We start from the raw sequence: 17,458 nt of genomic DNA, 5'->3' as shown, positions 1-17,458 counted from the left end.
TAGGCGACCTGAGGCGGCGTGCCGGGCCGTGCTGAGTGGTCGGGCTACGGTTGTGAACTTGTCTATAACCGTCTTGATTGCCTGAATAGAAAATCGTGACTCTATCCGGTTGGATACTGCGCATATACTCTCGGGCACAACCGTGATTCGGCGCGGCGGAGGCACTTGCTCAAAACACTTCTGCCGCGCAGACTCCTAGGCTGAATCTATTCATTTGATGATCAGAGAACGCTATGGCAGGTGGATGGTCTCTATGGTTTCCTATTGAGTTTCGGCGCCCTGTTTATGGCAGATTCATAGCTATCGTCCGTTTTTGCATCAGCTTTCCTGAGCCCCCGTGGCGCAAAGGTGTTGCCTAGTTAACCCGAGGTTTCTAACACAGTTATCCACAGCTTTTGTGGGTAAAGTTTCTTTGTTAGCCCGACCGCCTGAACGCTTTCTGATACACTCGGAGCTTAAACATTCCAGGCAAAAACCATGGCTCCTGATCTACCCAAACATCCTGATATCGAGAAGCTCAGCGAGTTACTGGCCGGTTTTCCGCATATACGGGTTGCGGCGCTCTTTGGCTCCATGGCTCGGGGAACGGCCCGGCCAGACAGCGATATCGATGTTGCCGTTCAGGCGGACAAAGAGCTTGGTGCGGATGAGCGTATTGCTTTAACCGAAGCCATTGCTTTGGCCTTCAATCGCCCTGTGGACTTGGTGGACTTGCGCACGGCCGGGCAGCCTCTGCTGCACCAGATAGTCAGCACCGGCATACAGGTTGTTGGCACACGCCACCAATGGGGTGATCTGATTTATCGTAATATTATGGAAAACGAAGACTTTGTCCCTTACCAGAAACGTATCCTCGAAGGTCGACGCAACGCATGGATGAACAACTCGTAGCACAGAAACTGGAGTCCCTCCGGCGCTGCATTCAGCGTGTGGAATCCCGCCTACCGGAAGACCTGGATACTCTGCTGGTTGATCTGGATGCCCAAGACATCATTTCGCTGAACCTCACCCGAGCGGTACAGATGTGTGTCGACATTGCCTCCCATTGGCTTGCCGAGCACACTGAAGCGACAGCACCAAAAACCATGGGGCAGGCATTTGAAGCGCTGGCGCAGTCGGGCATTATCGACCCTGAACTGGCAGCTCGCATGCGGAAGTCTGTCGGATTCCGGAATGTGATGGTTCACAATTATGACGATGTGAACTGGGAGATTGTGTATGCCATTTGCAGTAAACATCTTGGCGATTTTCGTGCGTTTGCCAGAGTGTTTTCGGATTTGATGGCGTAAACGAGGAAATCAGAACCGGCGTTCGCCAGGTTTTTTTCTGCTGCAAGTCTCCGCGCATCGTCCATTTTTGCATCAACTTTCCTGAGCCCCCGTGGCATGGGGCTTATAGCTAGTTAACCCGAAGTTCCCAACACAGTTATCCACAGGTTTTGTGCGTAAGTTTCCCGTTGCCCCCCCCACATATGAACGTTTTCTGATCCACTCGAAATATCGCCTACCCACGTGAGAACCATGGCTTCTGATTTCACCAGGCATCCCGATACAGAGGTGCGGTCAGTCTCTGTTAAACACTTTTAACCTATTGAAGTATAAAGGAACTGTAAGAGGTGGCTTGTCGTGTGATTCTGATATTCTCAAATGGTTAAAAGCTGACAAGTGCCCGGGGGGGGAAGGAGAATATGCTCTCCGGCCTGCGGTACAGGGCAGGTCAGACCACCTGAATTATGGGATTTACATCATGAACATGAAGCCACTGCTGGTTTTTTTATCTCTGACCGTCACCTCACTGGGCGCCGTTGCGGATGACACCGCCGCCGCCGCGCTGGGTGGTGGTATTGGCGGCGCACTCGGGGCCGCCATTGGCAACGAGGTCGGTGGAAGAGATGGTGCGATTCTCGGCGGTGCCGTTGGTGCCGCAGCGGGAACGGCTATTACGACCAAAGACCATCGCAATTACGATCGCGATTATGATTATGACCGCCGTCGCAATGACGATGATGATCGCCGTTCTTACCGCAAGTCTCGTGGCCATTTCTGCCCGCCGGGTCAGGCGAAAAAGGGTAACTGCTGAAACACGAGAATCCGCCAATGTTGTTACGCGGGTTTGAACCTGTATGGATTTGGTGGCCCGAGCGCATAAAACGGTTAGGTGGTCGCGGGCCCTGGCTGAGCTGGCTTGTGCTATTTTTAAAAAAGGCGAGGGTCGGTTTCAGCCATTCAGGAGGCTTCTATGAAAAACTTTCCCGAAAGCTTTGAGGAACTCAAGGTATGGATGGACAAGTTGGGTATGGAAATTCCCGACGTTATGAAAGGATTTTCTGCACTTCACGAGGCCAGCACCAAGCCCGGGGCGCTTGATAGCAAAACCAAAGAATTGATTGCGTTGGGTATTGCGATTACGGTCCGATGCGACGGCTGCATTGCGTTTCACGTTCATGATGCATTGGAGGCTGGCGCTACGCGGGATGAAATTGCAGAAACGGTCTCTGTGGCTATTCTGATGGGCGGCGGCCCCTCTGTCGTTTATGGCACGGAGGCATTGCAGGCATTGAGCCAGTTTGAAGAACAGATGTCGTAGGTGCGGGTACCCATCGTCCATTTTTGCATCAATTGCTGTGAGCCCTTGCAGTATGGGGCTTTCGGCTAGTTAGTCATGGCTTCCCAACAACGTTATCCACAGCTTCTGTGAGTAACTGGGCAGGCTGTTGATCATCCCCGGTGTGATCTCCGTTTCTGTACCCGCTTTTTTATGCTTTCTGAGATTAATGTTTTATATCCATATATCACGTCCGTATAGCCTATTTTTGCACCAACTGTCGAAAACCCTTGTGCCACGGGGCTTCCAGCAGGTTAATCCGAGGTTCCCAACACAGTTATCCACAAGTTTTGTGAGTAACCTACGTGGCACTACCGGTTTACTCACAGGCCGATGCTGACCAGAATCCCCGGCTTTGACGTACTGGATAGACTGCTCATTAACTCGTGTCTTCTGAAACCGTAAAGGTTCCGGAGACCCCGGGGTTTGTTCAGGTGTTACTGAGTATCGTGCCCACCAATATTGTCGGAGCATTTGCAGAGCCGAATCTGCTCGGGATTATTTTCACCGCGCGGGTGTTCGGCATCGCGCTGCTTAAACTCCGGGAATCTGAGAAAAAACACGACGTGGCGGAAGACAGCACGGAGGTTGCCGAACAGCAGGTGTATTAGGCGCCTTTGCTGCTGTTCAGTTGTGCTACGTAGGCGGTGATAAAGGCGGCTTCCTGAAAGGCTTTCAGCCCGGTCTCGGCGAAATCCACCGGCAGCGGGTTGGACGCCAGGGTCGACTTGATCTGCGCCGGAGGCACCAGGGAAACGCTGAGCTCGTCGTTGTCGATCAGTTGAATGGCCGCTTCCATTTTAAAGCTGACGGCGCCTCCGGCAAACTTGCCTTTCTGCATCCGCTCCTTGATCGCGATGCCGCCTACACCGTATTCCGCCATCAGATCGGCAAAAGCAGCCTGAAACTTCAGCAAGTCTTCTCGGCTGTGGTTTTTCGGCAGTGACAGTTTGCGAACCTTGCAGTCCGGGAGGTTGAACTGGCCCCTGTCCATATTCAGCAAACACACCACTGCATCGCTGCCGGTTAACTCTACTCCACAAATAATCATAGCCCTTACCCTGTGTACTTCGGCGGATTTTGCCGTCGCGCCTCTGAATATGATGCTGCCACCACCATGGTGGTGGCAGGGCCGCGATGGTATCACGGTCGCTGGCTTTCAGCCTCCTGCAGTACCCAGCGAACTGGGCGGGCAATGAAGCCAGCTCTAACCAGGCTCTGATCGTTGAATGTTCTGTTGGTGAGCAATATTCATGGATTTATGATTTTATATCATTTTTGTTCATGGCTTGGCTTTCTTAGAATGCCTGCAGGTTTTAACAGACGCACCAGGATAACGGATTGCCATGAACACCGAATTTACCTTTGCGATAAAGCGCATCAGCTTTGATGAAGACTATCAGCCAGCAGACAACACTCGCCTGACCACCAATTTCGCTAACCTGGCTCGCGGGGAAAATCGCCGCGCGAACCTGCGCAATGCCTTGCAGATGATTGACGACCGGTTTAACGCTCTGGCCCATTGGGATAATCCCAAGGGTGATCGGTACTCGGTTGAACTGGAAATCGTGTCTGTGGATATGAAGGTGGGAGAAGGTGATGAAGGCGCCAGCTTCCCGGCCATTGAAATGCTTAAAACCAACATTGTGGACACCCAGACCAACCAGCGCATTGACGGCCTTGTGGGGAATAATTTTTCGTCCTACGTGCGGGATTACGATTTCAGCGTGTGGTTACTGGAGCACAACAGGAACCGCTCGGCATTCAGCGTGCCAGAGAAGTTTGGCGATCTGCACGGCAAGCTCTTCAGCTACTTTGTGAATTCGGCTGCCTACGCCCGAAACTTTGCCAAACTGCCGGTGATCTGCCTCAGCGTGTCCGACAGCAAAATCTACCACCGCACCGACAATGAACACCCGGTGCTGGGTGTGGAATACCAGCCCAACGAGTCTTCGTTGACCGAAAGCTATTTCCGGAAAATGGGCCTTCAGGTGCGTTATTTCATGCCTGCAAACAGTGTGGCGCCCCTGGCGTTCTATTTCTTTGGCGATTTGCTGAATGACTACACCAGCCTGGAGTTGATCAGCACCATCAGCACCATGGAAACCTTCCAGAAAATCTATCGCCCGGAGATTTATAACGCTCACCAGCCCGCTGGAGACCAGTATCAGCCGAATCTCAAGAATCCGGATCATTCCCCCACGAATATTGTTTATGACCGTGAGGAGCGTAGCCAGTTGGCGGTTGCCCAGGGGAAGTTTGCCGAGACTTACTTCATCAAGCCCTATCGCCAGCTGCTTGAGCAATGGTCGGCTAACTACGTTGCGGATTCCGCGGTTTAATTCAATATAAGCAAAAGGCTATTCATCGTGAAAACATTGTTGCCCACATCTTCCGCAGGCAGTCTGCCCAAACCGTCCTGGCTTGCGGAGCCGGAGACACTCTGGTCGCCCTGGAAACTGCAAGGCGAGGAATTGATTGAAGGTAAACAGGATGCCTTGCGGGTGTCTCTGCAGGAACAGCAGCGGGCCGGGATTGATATTGTCAGCGATGGCGAGCAGACCCGCCAGCATTTCGTGACCACTTTCATCGAGCACCTGGATGGTGTGGATTTCGAGAAGCGCGAGACGGTTCGGATTCGCAATCGTTACGACGCCAGCGTGCCAACGGTGGTTGGTGCCGTCAGCCGTCAAAAGCCGGTCTTTGTTGAGGATGCCCGGTTTCTGCGTTCGCAAACCGGCCAGCCGATCAAGTGGGCCCTGCCAGGCCCCATGACTATGATCGACACGCTGTACGATGCCCATTATCAAAGCCGTGAAAAGCTCGCCTGGGAGTTTGCGAAGATCCTTAACCAGGAAGCAAAGGAATTGGAAGCGGCCGGTGTTGATATCATCCAGTTTGATGAACCGGCCTTTAACGTGTTTTTTGACGAGGTGAACGACTGGGGGATCGCCGCGCTGGAAAAAGCCATTGAAGGGCTGAAATGTGAGACCGCCGTACACATTTGCTATGGCTATGGCATCAAGGCCAATACCGACTGGAAAAAGACCCTGGGCTCGGAATGGCGGCAGTACGAAGAAGTCTTTCCCCGGCTGCAACGCTCCAACCTTGATCTGATCTCGCTGGAATGCCAGAACTCCCGGGTGCCCATCGAGTTGCTGGAGCTGATTCGCGGCAAAAAGGTCATGGTGGGTGCCATTGATGTGGCAACCAACTGTATCGAAACACCCGAGCAAGTGGCGGATACCCTGCGTAAAGCACTGCAGTTTGTTGATGCCGACCAGCTGTATCCGTGCACTAACTGTGGCATGGCGCCGCTCTCCCGCCAGGTGGCCAGGGGCAAGCTCAGTGCATTGAGTGCAGGTGCTGATATTGTCCGGCGTGAACTGACGGGAGCCTGATGCCATGTCTTGCGCCGCTACGGCCATTGAGCCGCTTCGTTTTCGCGAGGCGCTGGGCCATTATGCCTCCGGGATTACGGTGATTACCTCGCAGGTCGATGACGAACCGATTGGCTTTACCTGCCAGTCGTTCTATAGCGTTTCGACCAAGCCACCGCTGGTGTCGTTTAGTGTCATGGCCAACTCCTACAGCTACCCCAAAATCCGCCGCGCCGGTCGGTTTGCGGTGAATATCCTGTCTGGTGAGCAGGTAGCGGTGTCTAACCGGTTCGCCCGGCAAGGTGAAGACAAGTGGCTGGGAACAGACTGGCACACATCACCACTGGGCAATCCAGTGATTGCGGGGAGTCTGCACTGGCTGGATTGCGAAATCCACGCGGAACACGCCGCTGGTGATCATTTGATTGTGATTGGTGAGGTGAAAGCTCTGAACGCCCAGGCGCGCACTGCCACTAAGCCGTTGCTGTATTTCCGGGGGCAATATTGCAACCTGGTGGAGCAGGGTGCGATTTAATTGGGTTATCTGGAATTTCATTCATGGGGTTGACTGAGGGCATGCATGTTGAATGTGCATTGTCAGGTAACTGCCCCGGGGGCACCTGCAGATAAGTTGGCAGGTACCCGCTACCTTGGCAAACGACGGTTTAATCTTGTCCTTGCCCGTTTTTTCCAAATTTTGACGGCTTTTGATTGCGGATCAGCCCGTATAGTGCGATTAGTAATAAAATGCTTGCTGCCCACTCGCCTGCAATATTGAAAAACAAATGAGCGATCGCTGCACAAGCAGACGCTAACAGAAGAAAGCCAATGTTTTTCATTTAGGCGACCTTCTGTTTCGAGATAGACTTTGCATAGAACATTTTTCTTGCAGGTGAGCCTCTATCGATAACCTCAGAATTAAGGATGTAGAATTCGTGCCAGCCTTTGAATTTCAAAGTTGGGTTTTTCGACATAAAGACTAATAAATCACTCATCCGTGAGCCACATGAAAGTGACCTGCCTGACGCCACTGCAATACTACCTGCTACTGCTCCGATGTAGTAGGATGCGCTCATTGCACCTACCACAATAATTTATCCGAAACAGGCGTTGCGCCAATTAACTCGGCGACTGCTGGTGGATTTGTAGTAGCCCTTTAATACCCAAATGATCCCGACTATTGCTACTGTTTCCAATCGCTACAAAACAAGTACAAGGAGATGGTTATGAGTGGTAAGAAGGTATTGATGATTACCGGTGATTTTACCGAAGACTATGAAACCATGGTGCCCTTTCAGGCACTACAAGCGGTGGGCCATACGGTTCATGCGGTCTGTCCGGGCAAAAAGTCGGGTGACACCGTAGCCACCGCGATTCATGATTTTGAAGGCGATCAGACATACACGGAAAAGCCGGGCCACCGATTCGCCCTGAACGCTACCTTCGACGGGCTGAATCCGGCGGATTACGATGCGCTGGTAGTTCCGGGCGGTCGGGCACCGGAGTATCTGCGTCTTAACCCGGAGGTGAAGGCCATGGTTCGTCACTTCTTTGAAGCCGATAAGCCGGTAGCGGCCATCTGCCACGGGGCTCAGCTTTTGGCAGCCGCAGGTGTGCTGAAGGGGCGCAAGTGTTCCGCTTATCCTGCTTGCCAGCCGGAAGTAGAGTTGGCAGGGGGAATCTTTGCAGGCATCGAGGTTGATCAGGCGGTAACCGATGCTAATCTGGTAACGGCTCCGGCATGGCCGGCGCACCCGGCGTGGTTAGCGCAGTTCTTCAAGTTGCTGGGTTAATGCTTCGGCGGGGCTGGCAGGCTGGCCCCAAAAGTGTGTCAGGGAGGCCTCTATGTGCAAGCTCTTTATCAATGCCGATCCCGAGCTTTGGGTCAGCAAAACCCACTCCCTGCGTATCGATGGTATGGTTACCAGTGTCCGTATGGAAAACGCGTTCTGGCAGGCGTTGGCCGAGCTGGCGGAACGTGATGGTATGAACCTGCCGCAAATGATTACGCGGCTCTATCATGAATCCATAGATGCCGGGCACGACCTCGGCAATTTCACCTCTTTTCTCCGGGTTTGCGCCCTTCGTTATCTTGAGCTTCAGCTCAGCGGAGATGTGCCAGCGGATAACCGAGTGTCAATTGCGTCGCTGGACGCAGATCGCATTCTGGCTTCAGAATCCCGAAAGCCAGCTCCGCTGAAAATCGTCAGCAAGGTACAACATTGAGCGTTTTTTTGGCGCGTTAGTTGGTGCGAACGAATACCAAAAGTTCATTGTTTGCTGGCAAGCAATGGTTTTCCTTCAGCGCCAGGCCTTGTTTTATCGCGAGTTCTGACAGTGTCTCTATATCCCGGATGCCCATGTGTGGCGCCCGGGATTTCAGGGACTGGTCAAAAGCCCGGTTACTTTCACTGGTGAATTCGCCGCGATGCTTAAAGGGGCCATAAAGACAAAAGGCGCCTTCCTGTGGAAGCTGGGCGCCGATTCCCTGAAACATCAGCCCTACCTCTTCCCACGCCATGATATGCGCGGTGTTCGCTGAAAAAGCCCAGCGGAAGTCGCAGGCGGGCCAGGGATTCTCAGCGACGTCCAGTTGAAGCATGGGAAGGATGTTGGGTAAAGCTGCTTGCTCTAGCCGGGAATTTGCCAGATGTGCAGCTGCGGGGTGGTCTGTGGGTTGCCATTGTAGGTGGGGCAGAGCGGCGGCGAAATGCTCCGCATGCTGGCCGGTACCTGTTCCTATTTCCAGCACGGTGCCGGGTTCCGTAAAGATACGTTGCAGATGTTCCAGAATCGGGCCTTTGTTATTTTCACAGGCCTGGGAATAAGGTAACTCTGGGCTCATAGAGTGCTTCTCCTTTTTTGGAACGGTACCATAGATCGGTGTTTTGGCCGCGGGCCAGTTACAATGGACGCCCATTTATCAGCAAAGAGATTGCCAAAATGCCAATCGAAAAGAATCAGGTGGTCTTGTTTCATTACAGCGTGCGTGATGAACAGGGCAATGAAGTAGAAAACTCCCGGGGTGGCGAACCGAACGCCTACCTGCATGGCCACGGCGGTATTATCCGGGGCCTGGAAGAGGCGCTGGAAGGCCGCGAGGCAGGCGACACCTTCAGTATTACCGTCACTCCGGATAAAGCCTACGGTGCCCGCAAGCCTGATGCGATTCAGCGTGTCCCCATCAAGCATCTGGTGGGCGCCAAGCGCTGGAAGCCGGGCATGATCGCTCAGGTGCAAACCGAGCAGGGCCCGCGCCATGTAATGGTGGCCAAGGTCGGGCACAAGTTTGCCGATGTAGACACCAACCATCCGATGGCGGGCAAAACCCTGACCTTCGACATTGAAATTATGGACGTGCGCGCCGCAGATGCCGATGAGATCGCCCATGGCCATGTGCACGGGCCGGGTGGGCATCATCATTGATTCTGGTGCTCTGGAGAGTCTTTTTTGCCAATGAGCCCCGCCTTTAAGCTCCGCCCTTACCAGCAAGAGGCCGTAAACGCCACGCTGGATCATTTCCGCAAATCCGATGAGTCGGCGGTGATTGTGCTGCCTACGGGCGCGGGTAAAAGCCTGGTGATTGCCGAACTGGCCCGGCTGGCGCGGCGCAAGATTCTGGTGCTAACGCACGTAAAAGAGCTGGTTGAGCAAAACCACGCCAAATACGAAAGCTATGGTTTGACCGGTGGTATCTTTTCGGCGGGACTGAAGCGCAAAGAGAATCTGCATCAAGTGACCTTTGCCAGCGTGCAGTCGGTGGCGGCAAATCTTGAGGCCTTTCGGGATGAATATTCGCTGGTGATTATCGACGAATGCCATCGGGTCAGTGGCGAAGATACCAGCCAGTATCAACGCATCATCGAGTTTCTGCGCCAGCAGAACGATGCCCTGAAAGTGCTTGGCCTTACCGCCACGCCTTACCGGCTGGCCATGGGTTGGATTTACCGTTTTCACTACCGGGGCTTTGTTCGGGGCTCGGAAGATGATGACAGCAAACCGTTCCGGCACTGCATTTACGAATTGCCACTGAGTTACATGATCAACCGGGGCTATCTCACGCCGCCGGAACTGGTAAACGCCGCCGTGGCGCAATACGATTTCTCGGCGCTGCCCCAGGATCGTTTTGGCGAATACGCCGAGCGGGATGTGAACCGGTTGCTGGGCAAATACAAGCGGGTGACCCGGGCCATCATTGAGCAGGTGATGGCCCTGGCAGCCGAGCGCCAGGGGGTGATGATCTTCGCGGCGACCGTTGAGCATGCCCGCGAGATTTGCGGTTATCTGCCGGAGCCGCAAACCGCTCTGGTAACCGGGGCCACTGATGGGAAAGATCGGGATGCGTGCATCCAGCGCTTCAAACAGCGCCAGTTGAAGTATCTGGTGAACGTGTCGGTGCTGACCACGGGCTTTGATGCGCCCCATGTGGATTTGATTGCCATTCTAAGGCCGACCCAGTCAGTGAGTCTTTACCAGCAGATGGTGGGCCGTGGATTACGGCTGGATAGAGGCAAAAAAGATTGCTTGGTCATCGACTACGCTGGCAACCATGTGAACCTGCACCACCCGGAGGTGGGTGAGCCCAAGCCGAACCCGGACAGTCAGCCGGTTCAGGTATTCTGCCCGGGCTGCGGTTTTGCCAATATCTTCTGGGGCAAAACCGACAACGACGGCCGGGTTTTCGAACACTACGGCCGCCGGTGCCAGGGGCTGCTGGAGCCGCCGGAGGGAGAGGCCTCGCGCCCGGCGCAGTGCGATTACCGGTTCCGATTCAAGGAATGCCCCCACTGCGGTGGTGAAAACGACATTGCCGCCCGCAACTGCGGGCATTGCCAGAAGGCTATTATTGACCCGGACGACCAGTTACGGGATGCCCTCAGACTCAAAGACGCCATGGTGATTCGTTGTGCCGGGCTCTCATTGAGTGTTGACGGTGCCAGGCTGAGCATGACCTACCATGGTGAAGACGGCGAAGAGCTCCGGGAGTGGTTTGATTTCAGTAAACCGGGCCAGCGTGCGGTATTCAACAAGTTGTTTGGCCGCCGGTTTGCCAGCGGCCAGGCGCCGAAAACGTTCCATCAGGCCAGTGAGGTGCTGGAAATGCAGGCCCTGTTACCCGCCCCGGATTTTGTCATTGCCCGTAAGCACAAGCATTACTGGCAGGTGCAGGAGCGGGTGTTTGATTACCGTGGACAGTATCGTAAGGCGAATGAGGTCAGATGACGCCGTCGCTTGAATTCCATTGCCCAGACTCGAAACCTCAACCGATGATCTCCGTCGTCACCGAAAAGCAGTTAACCGACCTCCTTGAAATCAGCGAGGCTGTCTTACTGTTGTTTGGCGGCGCCCACTGTGGCGTTTGCCAGGCTATAAAACCGCAGCTGAAGGCGCTGGTTGCGCGCGAATTCCCCAGGGTTACAACGGCCTATATCGATTGCCAGCAGGCCGCCATGGCACTGTGCGCGTCGCAGGGGATTTTCTCACTGCCAGTCGTGCAGCTCTGGTTCCAAGGGCAGCGTTTTGCCGAATTTGCCCGGGTGTTCTCGATCGCGGATATTCGCCAGGCCCTGGAACGGCCCTACCAGTTGCTGTAAAAAGCCGTCCTCTGGGACTTTTGTTTGTATTGCCACCTATCCACGGCATTTCTATAATCGCGGTTCGTTCCCGCTGCCTGGCCGCGCATGAGTGGCCCTGTCTGCTCCAATAAGAAAGGATAAAATTATGTTGAATCGTCGCGCATTTCTGGCTGCTACTGCCGCAGCAACCTTTATGTTCAGCGCCGTCTCACACGCCCAGTATAAAGACGAATACACCGTGTCGACCGTGCTGCCGTCCGCATTTCCCTGGGGCCAGGCCGCCGACAAATGGGTGGAGCTGGTGAAAGAGCGCTCTGAGGGGCGCATCAACATGAAAATCTACAGCAATTCCCAGCTGGTCTCCGGCGACCAGACCAAGGAATTCTCCGCCATGCGCTCCGGGTTGATTGATATGGCGGTGGGCTCCACCATTAACTGGTCGCCCCAGGTGCCGGAGTTGAACCTGTTTTCGCTGCCGTTTTTGATGCCGGACTACGCTGCGATTGATGCCATTACCCAGGGTGAGGCGGGGGAGGCGGTCTTTGCCGCCATCAAGAAGCGGGGCGTAACCCCGCTGGCCTGGGGCGAGAATGGGTTCCGCGAACTGTCCAACTCCAAACTGATGATTGATGAGCCATCGGATCTGGATGGACTGAAAATCCGGGTGGTGGGTTCACCATTGTTCCAGGATACCTTCACGGCGCTCGGCGCCAACCCTACCCAGATGAGCTGGGCAGACGCCAAGCCAGCGCTCACCACCGGTGCCGTGGATGGCCAGGAAAACCCTCTGTCGGTTTTTGATGTGGCGCGTATCGACCAGGTGGGCCAGAAGTACCTGACCCGCTGGCATTACATGGCCGACCCGCTGGTCTTCGCCATCAGCAACCGGGTTTGGGATCAGTTCAGCGCGGAAGATCAGGCGCTGTTGCAGCAGGCCGCCATCGATGCAGGCCAATGGGAAATCGAAAAATCCCGCAGCGAGGTTGAGGGTATTCTGGCGGCCATCAAGGAGCGTGGCGTGGAAGTGACCGAGCTGACCCCAGAGCAGCGTGAAGCCTTCAAAAAGGCCACCCAGGCGGTGTACGACAAGTGGAGCTCACGGATTGGTGAAGATTTGATCAAGCAGGCCCAGGACGCGGTCGCGAACCGTAACCCGTAATTCACGCCAAGCCTTGCGCCCGCTTTTGATGGCGGGCGCGCTTCCCAACCCGGAGTGCCCATGCCTCGCCGTTTTCCCAAGTTCCGCCCGGAGGCCTGGCTGGCCACCATTGCGCTGATTGCCATATGTGGGATCAGTCTGGGTAATGTGATTGTCCGCTACGCAACGGATGCATCTTTTGCCTTTACCGAAGAGTTTTCGGTGTTTTTCCTGGTGGTGCTTACCTTTGCCGGGGCCGCCGTGGCGGCGCGCCAAAACCAGCACATCCGTATCGAGCTGGTGGAACACTATCTGCCCCGGTGGGCGTGCAAAGTGGTTTATCTGCTGCAGTGGCTGGCGGGTGTGATCGTGCTGGGCGTGATGGTCTGGTACGGCAGTACCTTTGCCCTGCAAGAGTACGAGTGGGAGTCGCTGTCGCCGGGGCTGGGGTTGCCGAACTGGATTTACGTTATCTGGCTGCCGTTGCTGTCGCTGGCCATCATTATCCGGATGACTCAGAGCCTGGTGGATCGCCTTCGCGGTAAACAGGAGCCGGAGGTGATTCATGAGTCCTGATCTGCTGATGATTGGCAGTTTTCTGCTGGCGCTTTTGCTGGGCGTACCGGTGGCAATCGCGCTGGGGGTTGGCGGTGTTGTGGGTATTGTGGCCGGGTTGCCGCCCGCCATGCTCGGCACCTTTGGCACCAACACCTACAACAGTGTGGCGAAATACCCGCTGATTGCGATTCCGCTGTTTATCCTGACCGGGCTGATTTTCGAGCGGGCCGGGGTGGCGGCCAGCCTGGTGCGCTTTGCCCAGGCGATTATCGGCCCGCGCCATGGCGGGCTGACTGTGGTGGCGGTGCTGGTGTGCCTGATTATGGGTGGTATGAGTGGTTCCGGCCCGGCCGATGCGGCCGCCGTGGCCATGGTGATGTTGCCGAGTATGAAGAAGGCCGGTTATCCCCAGCCGTTCTCGGCCTCATTGATTGCCGCATCGTCTTCCACGGCGATTCTGATTCCGCCGTCCATTGCCCTGATTCTCTATTCCATTGTGGTGCCGGGTGTGGATTTACGGGCGCTGTTCGCAGCGGGGTTGTTCCCCGGTATTCTGGCGGGCGTGTCGCTGTTGGCGCCTGCGCTGTTCTTCGCTCGCAAGTATCGTTGGGAAGATCCGGAAACGGTTGATCGGCCGGAGCTTTGGCCCAGTTTCAAGGCCGCGCTGCCTGCGTTGTTTGCTCCGGTGATTATTCTGGGTGGCCTGCGTTCTGGCCTGTTTACGCCCACGGAAGCCGCCGTGGTGGCGGTGACCTACGGGGTTCTGGTGGGCTGCCTGTTGTATCGCAACCTGGGCCTGAAAGATCTGTGGAACCTGATGACTGAAGCCGCCGTTACCTCCGGTGTGGTGATGTTTATCATTGCCCTGGCGGGTATCTTTGCCTGGGCTGGCACTACCCTCGGCACCTTCCAGCATCTGGCGGACGCCTTGTTGTCGCTGTCGGAAAACGGCTGGGTATTGCTGGGACTGGTGATGATACTGGTGCTGATTGCTGGCATGCTGCTGGATGCCATCTCCATCTACCTTATTCTGATTCCCATTGTGTTGCCGCTGATGAATCACTTTGGCTGGAACCCGATCTGGTTCGGCATTCTGCTGGCCATGAATATTGCCATTGGCCAGTTCACACCGCCGGTGGCGGTGAACCTGATGGTGACCACCCGCATAGCCAACATCCGCCTTGAGCATACCATTGGCTGGTCGCTGGTGTTTATCGCCGCCATGGCCGCCAGCCTGTTACTGGTGATGTTGTTGCCTGGGATTGCGCTATGGTTGCCAGAGCAACTGGGTTATGTGGTAGGTTCCTGGTAACCGATACTTGCAGACGGCATAGCGGCGGGTCACTGCCGCTTTTACCGGCACAGGGAGCCACTTGCCATGAGCACATTGCTGACCATTCTACTGGTGCTGTTTCTGGCTCTGGTGATCCTGATTCCGCTGATCGAGAAATTCAGCGCCAAGGGTGAGCCGCAGGATTACAGCCGCCTCTCCCGCTGGATTATTCCGCTGATGGCACTATTGATTGTGCTGCAGATGATCCGGCATTTCTTTTTCTGAGACGGGACATTATTCCGGAAAGCTATCCCGGAACGGGTTTTCCCACTGGCCCATGAGTTGCGGTGTCGCGGCGTCCTGATTCATCGATGTAAAGGCCGGGTTCGTGCTTGTTTCAGGCGCCACGCTGTCGCTGTCTGCGGCACTCGCGCATGGTGGGAGCATATAGATACTTGAAACAACAAGAAATTGTTTGATAATCGGGGTCATCAAGGTTCCTTCTGATAGTTTATTTGAATGGTTGCCTTAGATATTGGGGCATTTTGCTATTAAAAAATTTCGGAAAACCGAAACAAAAGGGAATTTGGCTATGCGGATGGCTTTATGATCGAAGCGCTTCAGAGCAATGGGCTGGTGCAAATTTTGTTGCTGACCCTGATGGCGGGCCTGGCCATGCCCGTGGGGGCGGCGCTGGCGTCGATTGAGCGGATTCATCCACGATGGCTGGAAACTGAGCTCAGGCACAGTGTGATTGCCTTTGGCGGCGGCGCATTGCTGGCGGCGGTGGCGCTGGTTCTGGTGCCAGACGGAACCGAGAATCTGGCGATGCCCTCGATCGTATTGTGTTTTGCCGCGGGCGGCCTTGCGTTTATGGCTCTGGATCGCTGGCTGGCGAAAAACGGTACACCGGCCAGCCAGCTGGTGGCAATGTTGTCGGACTTTGTGCCGGAAGCCATGGCGTTGGGGGCGACCTTTTCGGTGTCCAGTGAGGGCGGTGTGTTACTGGCAGGCATTATTGCGTTGCAGAATTTACCCGAAGGCTTCAATTCTTACCGCGAAATGGCCGATGCCACCCATTACCGTCGCCGCAAGATTGTGGGGTCATTTACATTGATGGCCTTGCTGGGCCCGGCGGCCGGAGCTCTGGGTTACTTCCTGCTGTCCGATACGCCCCAGCTTGTGTCTGGCATTATGCTGTTTGCCGCCGGTGGCATTCTGTACATTATCTTTCAGGACATCGCGCCCCAGGCTCGGCTGGATAGGCACTGGGCACCGCCGCTGGGTGCTCTGGCGGGGTTTCTGCTCGGGGTTATCGGGGAAGTGGCTCTAACCGGTTAATTGTCTTTCTGTGGAAAGTCCCGGCAATCACCTGGTCACTGAGCAGCCCCAAACTATGAGCTGACCGATACATCCAGACTCATGGGCAGACTTTCTTTGTATACTGCCAGGCTTTCTCGGCAGGGTATCAGCCCCGCTGAAAGCCTTTTTGCATTGTCTTGATTCTGACCAATGGAGCCTTCATGAGCAATAGCCCCTTAGAGCCGTTTCTGGAAATGGACGGTGAGGAACGCTACGACTACTTTCTGGACGCGGTCGCGGAAGAACGGGATATCTGGATACTGATTAATCCGGAGCAGCAGTTTCTGAAGATTGTCTCGGATGAAGACGGCCTTGCCTATCTTCCGGTCTGGCCCACAGAAGCACTGGCTGAGGCGTACGCTGATGGCGACGCTGGGCTCTCGGCAAAGGCAGTGTCATTGCCGGACTTTTTCAAGAAGTGGGTGCCCGGATTGTCACGGGATGGCATCGAAGTTGGTGTGTTTCCCTGCCCGCAGAGTGACCTGTGGATTACCTCGCCCGAGGAGCTGAAAAGCGATTTGCAGGAAGCCATGGCGGGCCCCGGTTTCTTTTGATCGTATAATAAAAACGAATGAATCTGTGGAGTGAGCAATGAACGATTCCTGGCTGAAAACCCTGCCCAAAGCCGAGTTGCATCTGCATATTGAAGGTGCCCTGGAGCCAGAACTGCTGTTCCGGCTGGCCGAACGCAACAAGATCGATTTGCCGTGGCAGGATGTGGAGCAGCTGCGCCAGGCCTATTCATTCAACAATCTGCAGGAGTTCCTGGATCTGTATTACCAGGGCGCCAATGTGCTGCGTACCGAGCAGGATTTTTACGACCTCACCTGGGCGTATTTGCAGCGCTGTCAGGCTCAGGGTGTGGTGCATGTGGAGCCTTTCTACGATCCGCAAACCCACACAGAACGTGATATTCCGTTTGAAGTGGCTATCCGCGGTATTACCGCTGCCTTGGCCGATGGCCAGAAACAGCTGGGTATCAGCGGTGGGTTGATCCTGAGTTTTCTCCGGCACTTGTCCGAAGACGAGGCGTTTCAGACGCTTGAGCAGGCCATGCCGTTCCGCGATCAGTTTTTCGCCGTGGGGTTGGACAGCTCGGAGCAGGGGCATCCGCCCAGCAAGTTCGAGCGGGTATTTGCCAAGGCCCGGGCGGAAGGCCTGCTGGCGGTAGCTCACGCCGGAGAAGAAGGCCCGCCCGAGTACATCTGGCAGGCGTTGGATCTGTTGAAAGTCAGCCGGATCGACCATGGCGTACGCGCGGTTGAAGACCCCAGGCTGCTGGATCGGCTGGCGGAAGAGCAGGTTCCGCTAACCGTGTGCCCGCTGTCGAACATTAAACTGCGGGTGTTCGACAACATGGCCCAGCACAATATTCTGGAGTTGCTGGAGCGCGGCCTGAAAGTCACCGTCAATTCCGATGACCCGGCCTACTTCGGTGGCTATGTGCTCGAAAACTTTGTGGCACTGCGCGACAGCCTCGGAATGACCGAGGCCCAGGCCCGGCAGCTAGCCCAGAACAGTCTGGATGCACGGCTGATCTGAAGCTTGGCGGCACTTGCCGCCAAGG

Annotated in this window: 24 protein-coding genes; 20 read left to right on the top strand and 4 right to left on the bottom strand. The window is 55.3% G+C overall.

The window, feature by feature from the left end; genetic code table 11:
* Positions 1 to 477 precede the first annotated feature (477 nt).
* The 5 genes from mntA (at position 478) to C7H09_RS07795 (ending at position 3,215) form a co-directional block, all read left to right on the top strand.
* Complete coding sequence (gene mntA / locus C7H09_RS07815; protein ID WP_106762024.1) at positions 478 to 891, top strand: type VII toxin-antitoxin system MntA family adenylyltransferase antitoxin; 414 nt, start codon at positions 478 to 480, stop codon at positions 889 to 891.
* Positions 873 to 1,289, top strand: coding sequence for a type VII toxin-antitoxin system HepT family RNase toxin (hepT, locus tag C7H09_RS07810; protein ID WP_106762023.1), 417 nt, complete (start codon positions 873 to 875; stop codon positions 1,287 to 1,289). Before mntA ends, hepT begins: the two co-directional genes overlap by 19 nt.
* A 457-nt stretch (positions 1,290 to 1,746) precedes the next feature.
* Positions 1,747 to 2,079 carry a hypothetical protein gene (locus C7H09_RS07805; RefSeq protein WP_106762022.1) on the top strand — a complete coding sequence of 111 codons (333 nt, stop codon included), beginning with the start codon at positions 1,747 to 1,749 and terminating at the stop codon, positions 2,077 to 2,079.
* Between the two features lie 159 nt (positions 2,080 to 2,238).
* Positions 2,239 to 2,586: a carboxymuconolactone decarboxylase family protein gene (locus C7H09_RS07800; RefSeq protein WP_106762021.1), complete on the top strand. Its 348-nt coding sequence runs from the start codon at positions 2,239 to 2,241 to the stop codon at positions 2,584 to 2,586.
* 404 nt (positions 2,587 to 2,990) lie between these two features.
* Complete coding sequence (locus C7H09_RS07795; RefSeq protein WP_240616532.1) at positions 2,991 to 3,215, top strand: cation:dicarboxylate symporter family transporter; 225 nt, start codon at positions 2,991 to 2,993, stop codon at positions 3,213 to 3,215.
* Here the strand turns inward: C7H09_RS07795 and C7H09_RS07790 are convergent.
* Positions 3,212 to 3,655 (bottom strand): DUF3010 family protein, encoded by a 444-nt coding sequence (locus C7H09_RS07790; RefSeq protein ID WP_106762020.1) that lies wholly within the window; start codon positions 3,653 to 3,655, stop codon positions 3,212 to 3,214. The two genes, C7H09_RS07795 and C7H09_RS07790, sit on opposite strands and share 4 nt — an antisense overlap.
* A 295-nt stretch (positions 3,656 to 3,950) precedes the next feature.
* Between C7H09_RS07790 and C7H09_RS07785 the strand changes: the two genes are divergently transcribed.
* From C7H09_RS07785 to C7H09_RS07775, 3 genes are read left to right on the top strand one after another with little or no spacing between them, the layout of a single operon-like run.
* A complete protein-coding gene (locus tag C7H09_RS07785) occupies positions 3,951 to 4,946 on the top strand; it encodes a DUF1852 domain-containing protein (protein WP_106762019.1) in 996 nt (331 codons plus the stop codon).
* 27 nt (positions 4,947 to 4,973) lie between these two features.
* Positions 4,974 to 6,005 carry a methionine synthase gene (locus C7H09_RS07780; RefSeq protein WP_106762018.1) on the top strand — a complete coding sequence of 344 codons (1,032 nt, stop codon included), beginning with the start codon at positions 4,974 to 4,976 and terminating at the stop codon, positions 6,003 to 6,005.
* Between the two features lie 4 nt (positions 6,006 to 6,009).
* Positions 6,010 to 6,519, top strand: a complete 510-nt coding sequence (locus C7H09_RS07775) for a flavin reductase family protein (RefSeq protein WP_106762017.1) — start codon at positions 6,010 to 6,012, stop codon at positions 6,517 to 6,519.
* A 130-nt stretch (positions 6,520 to 6,649) separates the two neighbouring features.
* Here the strand turns inward: C7H09_RS07775 and C7H09_RS19855 are convergent, their stop codons facing one another.
* Entirely contained in the window at positions 6,650 to 6,823 is a 174-nt protein-coding gene (locus tag C7H09_RS19855) for a hypothetical protein (RefSeq protein ID WP_165794803.1), read from the bottom strand.
* 387 nt (positions 6,824 to 7,210) lie between these two features.
* Between C7H09_RS19855 and C7H09_RS07770 the strand changes: the two genes are divergently transcribed.
* Entirely contained in the window at positions 7,211 to 7,777 is a 567-nt protein-coding gene (locus tag C7H09_RS07770) for a DJ-1/PfpI family protein (protein WP_106762016.1), read from the top strand.
* A 52-nt stretch (positions 7,778 to 7,829) separates the two neighbouring features.
* Positions 7,830 to 8,210 (top strand): ribbon-helix-helix domain-containing protein, encoded by a 381-nt coding sequence (locus C7H09_RS07765; protein ID WP_106762015.1) that lies wholly within the window; start codon positions 7,830 to 7,832, stop codon positions 8,208 to 8,210.
* Between the two features lie 16 nt (positions 8,211 to 8,226).
* On the opposite strand, the gene C7H09_RS07760 is transcribed toward C7H09_RS07765, so the two are convergent.
* Positions 8,227 to 8,829, bottom strand: coding sequence for a DUF938 domain-containing protein (locus C7H09_RS07760; RefSeq protein ID WP_106762014.1), 603 nt, complete (start codon positions 8,827 to 8,829; stop codon positions 8,227 to 8,229).
* A gap of 98 nt (positions 8,830 to 8,927) precedes the next feature.
* Between C7H09_RS07760 and C7H09_RS07755 the strand changes: the two genes are divergently transcribed.
* The 7 genes from C7H09_RS07755 (at position 8,928) to C7H09_RS07725 (ending at position 14,814) form a co-directional block, all read left to right on the top strand.
* Positions 8,928 to 9,410, top strand: coding sequence for an FKBP-type peptidyl-prolyl cis-trans isomerase (locus tag C7H09_RS07755; protein WP_106762032.1), 483 nt, complete (start codon positions 8,928 to 8,930; stop codon positions 9,408 to 9,410).
* A 30-nt stretch (positions 9,411 to 9,440) separates the two neighbouring features.
* On the top strand, positions 9,441 to 11,207 hold the full coding sequence (radD, locus tag C7H09_RS07750) for a DNA repair helicase RadD (protein ID WP_106762013.1): 1,767 nt from the start codon (positions 9,441 to 9,443) through the stop codon (positions 11,205 to 11,207).
* Entirely contained in the window at positions 11,204 to 11,578 is a 375-nt protein-coding gene (locus tag C7H09_RS07745; protein ID WP_240616531.1) for a thioredoxin family protein, read from the top strand. Before radD ends, C7H09_RS07745 begins: the two co-directional genes overlap by 4 nt.
* A gap of 127 nt (positions 11,579 to 11,705) precedes the next feature.
* Positions 11,706 to 12,719: a DctP family TRAP transporter solute-binding subunit gene (locus tag C7H09_RS07740; protein ID WP_106762011.1), complete on the top strand. Its 1,014-nt coding sequence runs from the start codon at positions 11,706 to 11,708 to the stop codon at positions 12,717 to 12,719.
* Positions 12,720 to 12,779: 60 nt separating this feature from the next.
* Positions 12,780 to 13,274 (top strand): TRAP transporter small permease, encoded by a 495-nt coding sequence (locus tag C7H09_RS07735; protein ID WP_106762010.1) that lies wholly within the window; start codon positions 12,780 to 12,782, stop codon positions 13,272 to 13,274.
* Complete coding sequence (locus C7H09_RS07730; protein WP_106762009.1) at positions 13,264 to 14,568, top strand: TRAP transporter large permease; 1,305 nt, start codon at positions 13,264 to 13,266, stop codon at positions 14,566 to 14,568. The genes C7H09_RS07735 and C7H09_RS07730 overlap by 11 nt, the downstream gene beginning before the upstream one ends.
* 66 nt (positions 14,569 to 14,634) lie before the next feature.
* Positions 14,635 to 14,814 carry a hypothetical protein gene (locus tag C7H09_RS07725; RefSeq protein ID WP_106762008.1) on the top strand — a complete coding sequence of 60 codons (180 nt, stop codon included), beginning with the start codon at positions 14,635 to 14,637 and terminating at the stop codon, positions 14,812 to 14,814.
* A 9-nt stretch (positions 14,815 to 14,823) separates the two neighbouring features.
* Here C7H09_RS07725 and C7H09_RS07720 read toward each other — a convergent pair whose 3' ends face one another.
* Positions 14,824 to 15,021 (bottom strand): hypothetical protein, encoded by a 198-nt coding sequence (locus C7H09_RS07720; RefSeq protein WP_106762007.1) that lies wholly within the window; start codon positions 15,019 to 15,021, stop codon positions 14,824 to 14,826.
* Positions 15,022 to 15,135: 114 nt separating this feature from the next.
* Between C7H09_RS07720 and C7H09_RS07715 the strand changes: the two genes are divergently transcribed.
* The 3 genes from C7H09_RS07715 (at position 15,136) to C7H09_RS07705 (ending at position 17,433) form a co-directional block, all read left to right on the top strand.
* A complete protein-coding gene (locus C7H09_RS07715) occupies positions 15,136 to 15,870 on the top strand; it encodes a ZIP family metal transporter (RefSeq protein WP_106762006.1) in 735 nt (244 codons plus the stop codon).
* 182 nt (positions 15,871 to 16,052) lie between these two features.
* Complete coding sequence (locus tag C7H09_RS07710) at positions 16,053 to 16,445, top strand: DUF2750 domain-containing protein (RefSeq protein WP_106762005.1); 393 nt, start codon at positions 16,053 to 16,055, stop codon at positions 16,443 to 16,445.
* 37 nt (positions 16,446 to 16,482) lie between these two features.
* Positions 16,483 to 17,433 (top strand): adenosine deaminase, encoded by a 951-nt coding sequence (locus C7H09_RS07705; protein ID WP_106762004.1) that lies wholly within the window; start codon positions 16,483 to 16,485, stop codon positions 17,431 to 17,433.
* Positions 17,434 to 17,458: the final 25 nt, after the last annotated feature.

The sequence above is a fragment of the Marinobacter fuscus genome (genome assembly GCF_003007675.1).
Taxonomy (GTDB): Bacteria; Pseudomonadota; Gammaproteobacteria; order Pseudomonadales; family Oleiphilaceae; genus Marinobacter; species Marinobacter fuscus.
Note: the sequence above shows the minus strand (reverse complement) of the source record. Positions and strands in the feature narration are given on the sequence as shown.